Genomic DNA, 12,917 nt, shown 5'->3' on the forward strand with positions numbered 1-12,917 from the left:
GCCTTGGGTTGCTTTCATGAAGAACTCGCAGCCAGCGTAGCCTGGTAGCGCCGGGCGACCTCAGGCCAATTGATCACGTTGTAGAAGGCGCTGATGTATTCCGGACGGCGGTTCTGGTAACGCAGGTAATAGGCGTGCTCCCAGACGTCCAGGCCAAGAATCGGTGTGTTGCCCTTCATCAGCGGGCTGTCCTGGTTGCCGCTGCTTTCCACCACGAGGGTCTTTTGCGCGGTCACGCTCAACCAGGCCCAGCCGCTGCCGAAACGAGTCAGCGCCGCTTTGGTGAAGGCTTCCTTGAAACCCTCGATACCGCCCAGCTGCGCTTCGATCGCCGCCGCCAGGGCGCCATCGGGCTGGCCGCCGCCCCGGGGCGTCATCACTTCCCAGAACAGCGAATGGTTGGCATGACCACCGCCCTGGTTGATCACCGCGGCCTGCAGGCTCGGCGGCAACTGTTCAACGCTGGACAGCAGTTTTTCGACGGGCCACCCGGCATATTCGGTGCCGTCCACCGCTGCGTTGAGGTTATTAATGTAGGTCTGGTGATGCTTGGTGTAGTGGATCTCCATGGTTTGCGCATCGATGTACGGTTCCAGGGCGTCGTAGGCGTAGGGCAATGCAGGCAAGGTAAAAGCCATGTTCAATGAACTCCATGATGAAGAGGGGCATTGCGCTGCCGGGGCTTAGCGGCATTGCAGTGCAGCAGGCGCTGGGTGCGTGGGTACTCACCGTGCTCGCTGATGAAATTCAGCAGTTCGACATAGGTCTTGTGGCTCTGACGCAGCGCGGCGGTGCGCAGGGCCGGTGCCAGGCGTTCGTCCTGGATCGTCTGCAACAACCGTTGGTGGATCGCACACAAATACTCGGCGCTCTCCTCCGGCTGGTTCAGGCGCAAGTGCAGGTCCGCCAGGTTGTGATGGGAGACGACGCAGGCGGCCACGGCTTCGTCAGCATCCGCCCAGCGCTCGAACAACACTTGCGCCAGGGCCAGGGCTTGCAGATAGGCTTCGCGGGCGTCTACCAGCTCGCCCTGCATGAAACAGCGATTGGCTCGTTCGATCGTACGTTTCCAGTGTTCCATGATGAGTCCTCCACACAGGTGTCGGGGTTACACGCCGCCGGCGGTGAGCTTCTCCGGGTCCAGCAGGACTTCGAGTTCGCTGCGTGTCAGGTCGGTGTGCTCCAGGGCGACATCGATGACCGGCCGGCCTTGCTGATAAGCCTTCTTGGCGATTTCAGCGGCCTTCTGGTAACCAATGATCGGATTCAGCGCGGTCACCAGGATCGGGTTGCGCGACAACGCCTCCTTGAGCCGGGCCTCGTTGACCTTGAAGGTGGCGATGGCCTTGTCCGCCACCAAGCGGCTGGCGGTGGACATCAAGGCGATGCTGCTCAGCAGGTTCTGGGCGATGATCGGCAGCATCACGTTCAATTCGAAGTTGCCCGACTGACCGGCGATGGTGATCACCGTGTCGTTGCCAATCACTTGGGCCGCCACCATCGCGGTGGCTTCGGGAATGACCGGGTTGACCTTGCCGGGCATGATCGAGGAGCCCGGTTGCAAGCCTTCGAGCTCGATCTCGCCCAGGCCTGCCAACGGCCCGGAATTCATCCAGCGCAGGTCGTTGGCGATTTTCATCAGCGACACGGCGGTGGTCTTGAGCTGCCCGGAAACCGCTACGGCGGTGTCCTGGGAGCCGATCAGCGCGAACAGATTCTTGCCCGGGGTGAATTGCACCTGGGTCAATTGCGTCAGCTGCTGGCTGAACAGCTCGGCGAAACGGGGATGGGCATTGACCCCGGTGCCCACCGCCGTACCGCCCTGGGCCAGGGATTGCAGGCTCGGCAGCACATCCTGCAAGTGGCCGATATTGGCCTTGAGCTGCTGCGCCCAACCATTGAGCACCTGGCTCAGGCGCACCGGCATGGCATCCATCAAATGGGTGCGGCCCGTCTTGATGAACGGGTGGACCTCCTCGGCCTTGCGCTCGATCACCTGCACCAGGTGCAACAGCGCCGGCAGCAGTTGCTCGTGCAAGGCCAGCGCAGCGCTGACATGAATGCTGGTGGGAATGATGTCGTTGCTGCTCTGGCCGCAATTGACGTGGTCGTTCGGATTGACCGTTTCCCCCAGCAGGCGACTGGCGAGGGTGGCGATCACTTCGTTGGCGTTCATGTTGGAGCTGGTGCCGGAGCCAGTCTGAAAGATATCCACTGGGAAATGGTCCATGAAACGCCCTTCGAGCAGCCCCAGGGACGCATCGACGATGGCCTTGCCCTGGGCCGCGCTGATTTGTTCCAGCTCTACGTTGGCCCGGGCGGCGGCGGCCTTGGCCAGGATCAGGGCGCGGATGAACTGCGCTGGCATACGCTGGCCGCTGACCGGAAAGTTATCCACTGCGCGCTGGGTCTGGGCGCCGTAGAGGGCCTCCACCGGGACTTGCAGCTCGCCCATGCTGTCGCGTTCGATACGGGTATTACTCATCGGGAGATCCTTGCACCAGTTCAATAAGGGGAATCGACGGCTCCAAGGCGCAGGTCGCCAGCGCCCAGGCATGGCTCTGCCAGCGCTTGAGACGGCAGCGGCACAGTGAGAGTTGTTCGAGCTCACGCAAAGGGCGCCAGGCCTGATCGAGGCAGAGATTGCGCCAATGCCAGGGCAGCGCGACATCCGAGGCGGTATCGAGCAGCAGACGAAAGGCGGTTTCAGCAATCAGCCACGGCGAAGTGGCGGTGCAGCAGGCCAGATAGCGGCCCTCGGCCAGGTAGTGCTCGATCAGCCGCGGCTCGTCCGGGTTCATCGCGCAACGGATCTGGCGGCTCATCCAGCGCCAGCTTTCAAGGTAGGGTTGTTCGTGCAGGGCAGGACTCATGACCGGGGCTCACTCGGCGAATGAGATTCATTATTAGATGATAATAAGAAGCAACACAAGTCCGGCAAATATCACATGTGGCGAGGAGGGTTTATCCCCTCGCCACAAAGGCGTTCTGCGGGTACAAAAAAGGCGCGTCATCCTCAGCGGATGACGCGCCTTTTTTAAGCGGTGAGCGTTAGCTACCCGCCACGGTCATACGCTCGATCAACACTGAACCGGTGCGGATGTTGCTGCGCAGCTCCAGATCGTTGCCTACCGCCAGGATCTGCTTGAACATGTCGCGCATGTTCCCGGCGATGGTCACTTCCTGGACCGGGAACTGGATCTCGCCGTTCTCGACCCAGAAACCCGCCGCGCCACGGGAATAGTCCCCGGTGACCATGTTCAGGCCGTGCCCCATCAGTTCGGTCACCAGCAGGCCCCGGCCCATGCGCCGCAGCAAGGCCGCTTGGTCTTCTTCGCCATGGGTCACGAACAGGTTATGCACGCCACCGGCATTGGCGGTGCTCGGCATGCCGAGCTTGCGCCCCGAATAGGTGCCGAGGATGTAGGACACCAACTCGCCGTTTTCCACGAACGGCTTGGCGTAGGTGGCCAGGCCGTCGCCGTCGAACGCCGAGCTGCCCATGGCCTGCATCAGGTGCGGACGCTCGTCGATGGTCATCCACTCCGGGAACAGTTTCTGGCCCAGCGCGCCCTCAAGGAACGACGACTTGCGGTACAGGTTGCCACCGGACACCGCCGACAGGAAACTGCCAAACAGGCCGCCGGCCAGCTCGGCGGAAAACAGCACCGGCACCTCGCAGGTCGGCACCGGCCGCGCGCCCAGGCGACTGGCCGCCCGTTGCGCGGCTTTCTGGCCGATGCTCACCGGATCCGCCAGCAAGGTGCCCTGGCGATTCACGTCGTACCAGTAATCACGCTGCATCTGGCCGTTGGCCTCGGCGATCATCACGCAACTGAGACTGTGGCGGGTCGATGCATAAGCACCGATGAAACCGTGGCTGTTGCCGTAGACCCGGCAGCCCTGGTGGGTATTGAGCGTCGTGCCGTCGGCGTTCTTGATCCGACTGTCGGCCTCGAATGCCGCCGCTTCGCAACGCAGTGCCTGCTCGATGGCCTGCTCGGGGGTGATGTCCCAGGCGTGGAACAGGTCGAAGTCGCGCAGCTCCTTGCACATCAACGCGGCATCGGCCAGGCCCGAGGCTTCGTCTTCGGAGGTGTGCTTGGCAATCGCCAGTGCCGCGGCAACGGTTTCGCGAATAGCCTCCGGGCCGCTCGCCGAAGTGCTGGCAGAGCCCTTGCGCTGACCCACGTACAGGGTGATGCCAAAGCCCTGGTCGCGGTTGAATTCGACGGTTTCCACCTCGCGCTGGCGCACCGAGGTCGACAGGCCCTGTTCCAGGGACACCGCCACCTCACAGGCACTGGCGCCCTGGCGCTTGGCTTCGGCGAGGATCTGCTCGACTTGTTCCTGCAGTGCCGGCAATGCTTGCGGGCCGACGCTTTGAACTGCACTCATGGTGTTCTCCACTCAAATTCTGTTTTCGGTCAGGGTGTGTACGAACAGTGCCTGCGCAACTTTGCGTACAAACCCGAGGCCTTCGAGCGACCGGGCCGGACAAGCGGCCCCCGACTGGTTATCATGGCGGCGTTTCTTTGCGGACTGCCACCATGGTTGATTCTTACGACGACTCCCTCTACGAGGGTGAAAAAAGCAAATCCCAGGTCAAACGCGAGCTGCATGCTCTGGTTGACCTCGGCGAGCGCCTGACAACACTCAAGCCTGACTTGCTGGCCAAACTGCCTTTGACCGACGCCTTGCGCCGGGCCCTGGCCGATGCGCCCAAGCACACCGCGAATATCGCGCGTAAACGGCACCTGCAATTCATCGGCAAACTGATGCGCGATCAAGACACTGACGCCATTCTGGTCCTGCTCGATCAACTCGATGCCTCCACCCGGCAGTACAACGAACGCTTCCACAACCTGGAGCGCTGGCGCGATCGCTTGATCGCAGGCGACGACGGCACCCTGGAAAAATTCGTCATCGACTACCCGGAGGCTGACCGTCAGCAATTGCGCTCCCTGATCCGTCAGGCCCAGCACGAACTGGCGCAGAACAAGCCACCGGCCTCGAGCCGTAAAATCTTCAAGTACATTCGTGAGCTGGACGAAACCCAACGCGGCTTGCGCTGAGTAACGCCCACGGGTGGAGGCCTTCTCCACCCGAAGCTCCGGTCATGCGCCCGTGCCACCCACGGTAATCGCATCAATCTTCAGGGTCGGCTGGCCGACGCCCACCGGCACCGATTGTCCATCCTTGCCACACGTGCCCACGCCGCTGTCCAGCGCCAGGTCGTTACCGACCATCGACACCTTGCTCATCGCCTCCGGCCCATTGCCGATCAGGGTCGCGCCCTTGACCGGCGCGGTGATCTTGCCATCTTCGATCAAGTAGGCCTCGCTGGTGGAGAACACGAACTTGCCGCTGGTGATGTCCACCTGGCCACCGCCGAGGTTGGCGCAATAGATACCCTTTTTCACCGAGGCGATGATTTCCGCCGGATCGCTTTGACCACCCAGCATGTAGGTGTTGGTCATGCGCGGCATCGGCAGGTGCGCGTAGGATTCACGGCGACCGTTGCCAGTGCGGGCCACGCCCATCAGCCTGGCATTGAGTTTGTCCTGCATGTAGCCCTTGAGCACACCGTTCTCGATCAGCGTGGTGCATTCGGTCGGGGTACCTTCATCGTCGACGCTCAGGGAGCCGCGACGCCCGGCCAGGGTGCCGTCATCGACAATGGTGCAGAGTTTCGAGGCGACCATTTCCCCCATCCGTCCGCTGTAGGCCGAGCTGCCCTTGCGGTTGAAATCGCCTTCCAGGCCGTGGCCGACGGCTTCGTGCAGTAGCACGCCGGACCAGCCGGAGCCCAGCACCACCGGCAGCGTGCCTGCCGGAGCGGGGATGGCTTCGAGGTTGACCAGCGCCTGGCGCAGCGCTTCGCGGGCATAGCCCATGGCGCGGTCTTCGCTGAGGAAATAACGATAGTCGGTGCGCCCACCGCCACCATGGCCGCCGCGCTCACGGCGCCCGTTCTGCTCGACGATCACGCTGACGTTGAACCGCACCAGCGGCCGCACGTCCGCCGCCAGGCCACCGTCGGTGGAAGCCACCAGGATCCGCTCCCAGACCCCGGCCATGCTGACCGACACTTGCTGGATGCGCGGGTCGAGGGCACGGGTGGCGACGTCGATACGCTTGAGCAGCTCGACTTTTTCGGCGCGGCTCATGACTTCAAGGGGGTTATCCGGCGCATACAACTGCGCCACGTCCTGACTGGTGAACGCCTGGACCGTGCCATTCTGCCCGGCACGGGAGATCGAGCGAGCCGCACGGGCAGCGGCGCCGAGGGCCTCAAGGGTGATGGCGTTGCTGTAGGCAAAACCGGTCTTTTCCCCGGATTGGGCACGCACGCCCACGCCCTGGTCGAGGTTGAAACTGCCTTCCTTGACGATGCCGTCTTCCAGCGACCAGGACTCGGAGATCTGCCCCTGGAAATACAGGTCGGCTGCATCGATGCCCGGGCCGGCCAGGTCGCCCAGCACGCCTTGCAGGCTTTCGAGGGTCACGCCACCGGGGGCTAAAAGGTGTTCACTGACTGAGGACAACAACCCGCTCATATGTTTTACGCCTTGAATTCGTCGTCTTGGACAGGGCGCTGTCGAGCGCCCTGCGAGAAAAAGCGCCGATGGCTCGCCACCGGCATGCGCGCCCGGATGGACGCCTGTTCACTGCTGTCGCGCTCGGCCAGCAGCACGGCCTCACCTTGATCCTGTTGTGCCAGCACACGGCCCCAGGGGTCGACAATCGCGGCATGGCCGAAGGTTTCCCGCGGCCCCGGATGCACGCCGCCCTGGGCGGCCGCCAGCACATAGCACTGGGTCTCGATGGCCCGGGCGCGAATCAGCACCTCCCAATGGGCCGCGCCAGTCACCGCGGTAAACGCCGACGGCGCCGTGATCAGTTCGGCCCCGGCAGCCCGCAGCTCGCTGTAGAGCTCCGGGAACCGCAAGTCATAACAGACCGTCAAGCCCAGCCGGCCCACGGGGGTATCGGCAACCACCACGTTAGCGCCATAAGCATAGTCATCCGACTCGCGATAGCGCCCGCGATTGTCCGCCACATCCACATCGAACAGGTGCAGCTTGTCGTAGCGCGCCACGATCTGGCCCTGATCGTCGACCAGCAACGAACAGGCATGGGACCTGGCCTGCGGCTGGTCCACCGGTGGCAACGGCAACGTGCCAGCCACAATCCATAACTTGAGGTCGCGGGCGACCTGTTTCAACCAGGGCAGGATCGGTCCCTGACCAAAGGCTTCGGCACGACCGATATCGGCAATGTCCCGCCGCCCCATCGCCGCGAAATTCTCCGGCAGCACGGCCAGCCTGGCGCCGCCTGCGGCAGCCTGCTCCAGCAGCACACGGGCACGGGCCAGGTTGGCGAGCACATCGCTTTGGCTGACCATTTGAATCACAGCGACTGGCATGGTGCTTCCCTCTTTTTATCCTCGCCCAAGGCGGCTGTGGGAGCAGAGCTTGCTCGCGATGAGGCAGGTACATCCAACATATAGGCTGACTGATACACCGCAATCGCGAGCAAGCTTTGCTCCCACAGGCCCGCTCCCACAAGGGGGTTGGCGTCGAACTGTCAAAACGGCTTGTCGAAAGTGATCTTCGGCTCTTTCCACGGCCCCTTGACGTCGTATCTTACGCTGGCAAAGCGCGCCACGCGGTCACCGATCAGTTTGTCGATCAGAAACAGCGCCCCACCCACCGCCGGTGCGCCAACGATCAGCGCGGCGATTGGCAGGTTGTTGGTCACCGGCAGCGTTACCAGCAGCTTGGCATCGACCCGGTCGGCCACCATGTCCAGCGTGCCGTTGAGTTCCAGGTTGCTCGACGGCCCGGTCAGGGTAATGGGTTCGCGGGTCACGTACACACCGTCGCTCGCCACCAACAGCCCCTTGACCCGGTCGTAGCTCAGCCCCTTGCCGAACAGGTCGGAGAAGTCCAGGCGCAAGCGTCGGCCGATGGAGTTGAAGTTCAGCAGGCCAAACACCCGCAACGCCTGGGCGCTGCCTTCCACTTCGACAAACTGGCCCTTGCTCAGCGACGCGTCGAGGCTGCCGGAAAAGCGCTTGGTGGCGACCCACGCCGGCGAGCCGGGCCAGCGGCCGTCGACATCCAGGCGGAATGTCTGGCTGGTCACGCTCGGGGCATAACCCCAGCCCTTGAGCACGTCGCCCAAATTCTTGCCGCCGATACGGCCCTTGTACCAACTGTTGGTGGAACCGGGCGCGCCTTCCCAACCGCCACTGCCGTTCAACACCATGCCCTTGAGGCCCATGTCCAGGTCGTTCAGCGCGATGCCCTTGGCGGTCGGTCGCACTTTCAGCGACCACGCACCGATGAGATCGGGGCCCTGGAACAGTTGGTCGATGGCAATATCCATGGCCGGGATTTTACCGGGATCGACCGACGCCAACGGGTCCGGTGAGTTTTCATCCGTCTGGACCGTCGGGTCTGTGGCCGGCAGGCGCACATAATCAAGCTTGATACCGATCGGGGCGGCCTTTGCGTCCGGCAGGTTGACATTGCCCTTGGCTTGCTGGCTATCAAGCCGCAAGGCCCAGGCGTCCGGCTTGCGGTCCAGTTGCACCGATGCCTGGTCCAGGGTGGTGCCCATGGCCGTGAGCTTGCCGACGGTCAAGTCGACGCTGCTGAGCAATTGCTTGGCACTGCCGCCTGGATCCTGGCCGGCGTACTTGTTCACCAGGTCCTGCCAGGGGCTCACGTCCAGTTCCGACAGTTTGCCGCGCAGTCGCAGCCCCTTGGCCCCGGGCAGAACGGCATCGCCGTCACCCAGCAACAATTCGCCGCGACCGTCGGCGACTTTCCCGCTCGGCGCAGCGTAAGTGAAACTGGCCAGGTCGCCATAATCGAGCCAATAGCGCCGCTCCGGCCCTTGCAGGGTCATGCGAAACACCGTGTCGCGCCCGACATCGGCAGCCATGCCAAAGGGTGCCGGCAGGTCCACCGCCACGCCCTTGAGGTTGGAACTGACCGACAGCTGGCTGTCGGCACCGTCGAGGATGACTTGCAACTGGTAGGGCACGACACCGGATACCGGCAGCGGCTGGGTGACATTCAGCCAACTGGTGAGTTTCTTGATCTCCACCTGCCCGGACGCAGCGACCCGTGTGTTGAGCGCTCCGGCGCGGCCCTCGGCGAAAATCTGCGCGGTCACGGGCCGGTCGAATGCCCGGGCACTGATGCCCTTGCCGCTCAAGCCCTTGTTGCTGTCGAAGCGGAAATCGCCCTTGAGTTGGGTCAGTTCCAATGCCGGCTCGCTGAGCTTGAGACGGGCCTTGTCGGTGACGAAGTCCACCAGGATCTTCGGTTGCTCGCCTTTGACCAGCGGGATATCGAGCTTGACGCTGCCTTGCAGGTCCCCCTCGCCTTCCCAGCCGGCGAACGTCTCGGCGGTCCCGATCGGCGCGCTCTGGAGGATTTTCAGACCGTCGCCCAGCCCTCCGGCGAAGCCACCGTCCAGCAGCAGATGAGAACTCTGCCCGGTCGGTACATGGGGAATGTTCACCGACACATCCTTGACCTGGGTATCGAGCAATTGTCCTTGGCTGGCGAAGATGCGCACGCCGCTGTCTTCGACGAAGACATCGCCGCTGACCTTGCTGACCGAAGGCCAGCCCGGCTGGAACGCCAGTTCGGCGTCGTGCACCTTGAAAAACAGGCTGATACTGCGTGCCGCGTCTTCGGCACCGTGATTGAGCGAGCCTTGATACTGGAAAAAGCCCTCGTCCACCGCGCCCTTGACGATGGCCGTGCGCAACCACTCATCCAGCGCCGGGCTGAGGACCGCCGGCAGGTACTTGGCGGTGTAGCGTCCGTCACCATCCACCAGGCCGACCCGCAGGTCCATGTAGTCTTCCTGGCTGTGGTCGAAATGCAGGCGGATCAGGAAGTCGCCGGCAATCCGGCCCTCCTCGCCCAGCACCTTCAAATAGGGCGCGATCAGCGTGAAGCCTTGCTTGTCGAGCTTCCAGGTCAGCCGCGCGTTGGCCTGCAGGTACTGCCAGGGCTTGGCGAAAATCGGGTCCAGGTGCAGGGAAAAATCCTTGCTGTCCATGCGCAGCTCGCCACCACCGAGGTCGCCGCTCAGGCTCCCCGATACATTGCGCGCAGCCGGGGCGCCGCGATAGGCATCGAAGCCCACCGTGTCCAGGTTGGTGGCGAAGCTGATTTTCTGGTCCCCGGTGTTCTGCGGCCGGTAGTCCAGCAGCACGTTACGCAGGCCACCGGTCACCTTGAGACGGTCGATGGTGGTCGCCAGGCCTTCGGGCAACGGTGCCAGGGCATTGAGCAAAGGCGTCAGCGGGGTCAAGTCGAGGCGGTCGGCCTGCAGGTGCCAGCGCTCCTCGGCCTTTTCGGTGGCGGCACTCTGTTGCAATTGCAGGCGCGATTCCCAGCGGGTGTCGCCCAGGTTCATCGCCAGGGAATCGAAGGTCGCGGTAAATCCCTGGTCGCCACGCTGGAAATATCCATTGAGCGCCAGGTTATGGATCTGTACCGGCTTGCGCTCGGCGTAGGCACCCTGGATGTCAGGAGCGTTCAAGCGCATGGCCGCGCTTTGCACCGTACCGCCGCCCCAACTCAGCCAGAACTCGCCACCGGCCTTGATCCGGGAAAAATTCCATTGCTGCGTCAGGCGTTTGGGCAGCCATTTGGACCAGTCGCTTTGCGGCAGGCTCAGGTACGCATCGGCCTGGCCATTTTTCCAATCACTGGCGCGGATACGGGTGCGCAGGTTGATCGCCACCGGCTGACCGTCAGGCAGGGTCAAGCGCGCATCCAGCCGTTGGCGGGTGGCGCCGGTGCGCAGGCTCAAACCAACGTAAGTGAGGGTCAGTGGTGGTTGCTCGACAGGTTGCAAGGTCACCTGGCTGTCGAGCAGCGAGAACTTGGAAACCACCTGCATGCGTTCGAGCAATTGCTGCGGATCGAGGGGCTGGTCGTCCTTCACCGGCAGGCCTTCCAGGGCCCACTTGCCGTCGGCGCCCTCCTTGAGGCTGATCTTCAGGCCGCTGACTTCCAGGTGGGCAATACGCACCTGACGTGCCAGCAGGCTGTCCCATAGATCAGGCACGGCTCGCACCTGATCCAGGTGCAAGGCGTTGGGGCCTTCGCCGACCACCACGTCCCGCGCCGCCAGAATCGGCGCCAGGGCGCTCCAGCTACCGTCGAGGCTTGCGATGTGCACCGGCATGCCCAAGGCGACGCTGGCCTGGGTCTCGACCTCGGCGCGGTATTCGGCCACCAGCGGGACCAGCTCGCGACCGAGACTGACGTACAACGCCAGCACCACCAGCAGCAGCGCACACAATCCCAGCCCCCAGCGAGTCAGCGCCGCCAAAATGCGTGTCAGACGCTCCATGTCAGTGGGCTCCCCTGGCAAAGACAATCAAATCCGCGGGCCCGCCGCTTCCCAAGCTCTTCAGAGCAACACCACGTCGTATTGTTCCTGGGAATACATGGTTTCCACCTGGAAGCGAATCGTGCGGCCGATAAACGCTTCCAGCTCCGCGACATTGCCTGACTCTTCGTCGAGCAGGCGATCCACCACTTTCTGGTTCGCCAACACTCTATAGCCAGTGGCCTGGTAGGCGCGCGCCTCCCGGAGGATTTCCCGGAAGATTTCGTAACACACGGTTTCCGGGGTCTTGAGCTTGCCGCGTCCCTGGCAACTGCTGCACGGCTCGCACAGCACCTGTTCGAGGCTTTCGCGGGTACGCTTGCGGGTCATCTGCACAAGGCCCAGTTCGGTGATACCGATGATGTTGGTCTTGGCGTGGTCGCGTTCGAGTTGTTTTTCCAGGGTCCGCAGCACCTGGCGCTGATGCTCTTCATCTTCCATGTCGATGAAGTCGATGATGATGATCCCACCCAGGTTGCGCAGGCGCAGTTGCCGGGCGATGGCCGTGGCGGCTTCCAGGTTGGTCTTGAAGATGGTTTCTTCCAGGTTGCGATGGCCGACGAACGCCCCGGTGTTGACATCGATGGTGCTCATGGCCTCGGCCGGATCCACCACCAGGTAGCCGCCGGACTTGAGCGGCACCTTGCGTTCAAGGGCTTTCTGGATTTCGTCCTCGACACCGTACAGGTCGAAAATCGGCCGTTCACCCGGGTAATGCTCGAGGCGGTCGGCGATTTCCGGCATCAGTTCGGCGACGAACTGGGTGGTTTTCTGGAAGGTTTCCCGGGAGTCGATACGGATTTTCTCGATCTTGGGGCTGACCAGGTCGCGCAAGGTCCGCAGCGCCAGGCCCAGGTCTTCGTAGATCACGCTGGGGGTGGCGATGGTCTTGATCTGCGCGGCGATCTGGTCCCAAAGCCTGCGCAGGTAGCGGATGTCCATGAGGATTTCATCGGCCCCGGCCCCTTCGGCGGCGGTGCGCAGGATGAACCCACCGGCTTCCTTGATACCTTCTTTTTCCACGCAGTCGCTGACCACCTGCTTGAGGCGCTCGCGCTCGGCTTCGTCTTCGATCTTCAGCGAAATACCGACATGGGCAGTACGCGGCATGTACACCAGGTAGCGCGACGGAATCGACAGTTGCGTGGTCAGGCGCGCGCCCTTGGAGCCGATGGGGTCCTTGGTGACCTGCACCACCAGGCTCTGGCCTTCATGCACCAGCGCGCTGATGCTCTCCACGGCCGGTCCTTCGCGCATGGAAATTTCCGACGCGTGAATGAATGCCGCGCGGTCCAGGCCAATGTCGACGAAGGCCGCCTGCATGCCCGGCAGCACCCGCACCACCTTGCCTTTGTAGATATTGCCGACGATGCCACGCTTTTGCGTGCGCTCGACGTGGACCTCTTGCAGCACACCGTTTTCAACCACCGCCACGCGCGATTCCATCGGCGTGATGTTGATCAGGATCTCTTCACTCATGGCAG

Annotated in this window: 10 protein-coding genes; 1 reads left to right on the top strand and 9 read right to left on the bottom strand. The window is 63.0% G+C overall.

Features of this window, described 5'->3' with window-relative positions; genetic code table 11:
- Window positions 1-14: 14 nt before the first annotated feature.
- From KI237_RS25280 to pmbA, 5 genes are all read right to left on the bottom strand, one after another.
- Window positions 15-638, bottom strand: coding sequence for a superoxide dismutase (locus KI237_RS25280; protein ID WP_212797531.1), 624 nt, complete (start codon window positions 636-638; stop codon window positions 15-17).
- A 2-nt stretch (window positions 639-640) separates the two neighbouring features.
- Window positions 641-1,081 carry a DUF2753 family protein gene (locus KI237_RS25285; protein WP_212797532.1) on the bottom strand — a complete coding sequence of 147 codons (441 nt, stop codon included), beginning with the start codon at window positions 1,079-1,081 and terminating at the stop codon, window positions 641-643.
- Between the two features lie 27 nt (window positions 1,082-1,108).
- Complete coding sequence (locus tag KI237_RS25290; protein WP_212797533.1) at window positions 1,109-2,485, bottom strand: class II fumarate hydratase; 1,377 nt, start codon at window positions 2,483-2,485, stop codon at window positions 1,109-1,111.
- Window positions 2,478-2,873 carry a FagA protein gene (locus KI237_RS25295; protein WP_212797534.1) on the bottom strand — a complete coding sequence of 132 codons (396 nt, stop codon included), beginning with the start codon at window positions 2,871-2,873 and terminating at the stop codon, window positions 2,478-2,480. The genes KI237_RS25290 and KI237_RS25295 overlap by 8 nt, the downstream gene beginning before the upstream one ends.
- A gap of 178 nt (window positions 2,874-3,051) precedes the next feature.
- Window positions 3,052-4,398, bottom strand: a complete 1,347-nt coding sequence (gene pmbA, locus KI237_RS25300; protein ID WP_212797535.1) for a metalloprotease PmbA — start codon at window positions 4,396-4,398, stop codon at window positions 3,052-3,054.
- 152 nt (window positions 4,399-4,550) lie between these two features.
- On the opposite strand from pmbA, the gene yjgA reads away from it, so the two are divergent.
- Window positions 4,551-5,075 (top strand): ribosome biogenesis factor YjgA, encoded by a 525-nt coding sequence (gene yjgA / locus KI237_RS25305; protein ID WP_014336624.1) that lies wholly within the window; start codon window positions 4,551-4,553, stop codon window positions 5,073-5,075.
- 42 nt (window positions 5,076-5,117) lie between these two features.
- Here yjgA and tldD read toward each other — a convergent pair whose 3' ends face one another.
- The 4 genes from tldD to rng all read right to left on the bottom strand — a co-directional run bounded on the left by tldD (window position 5,118) and on the right by rng (window position 12,912).
- On the bottom strand, window positions 5,118-6,560 hold the full coding sequence (gene tldD / locus KI237_RS25310; RefSeq protein ID WP_060739166.1) for a metalloprotease TldD: 1,443 nt from the start codon (window positions 6,558-6,560) through the stop codon (window positions 5,118-5,120).
- A gap of 5 nt (window positions 6,561-6,565) precedes the next feature.
- Window positions 6,566-7,429 carry a carbon-nitrogen hydrolase family protein gene (locus tag KI237_RS25315; protein WP_212797536.1) on the bottom strand — a complete coding sequence of 288 codons (864 nt, stop codon included), beginning with the start codon at window positions 7,427-7,429 and terminating at the stop codon, window positions 6,566-6,568.
- Between the two features lie 161 nt (window positions 7,430-7,590).
- The gene (locus tag KI237_RS25320) at window positions 7,591-11,394 is read right to left on the bottom strand and encodes a YhdP family protein (protein ID WP_212797537.1); all 3,804 of its coding nucleotides are present in this window, start codon (window positions 11,392-11,394) and stop codon (window positions 7,591-7,593) included.
- Window positions 11,395-11,454: 60 nt separating this feature from the next.
- Window positions 11,455-12,912, bottom strand: a complete 1,458-nt coding sequence (gene rng / locus KI237_RS25325) for a ribonuclease G (RefSeq protein WP_018613976.1) — start codon at window positions 12,910-12,912, stop codon at window positions 11,455-11,457.
- Window positions 12,913-12,917 lie beyond the last annotated feature (5 nt).

It is taken from the genome of Pseudomonas sp. St316 (assembly GCF_018325905.1).
Taxonomy (GTDB): Bacteria; Pseudomonadota; Gammaproteobacteria; order Pseudomonadales; family Pseudomonadaceae; genus Aquipseudomonas.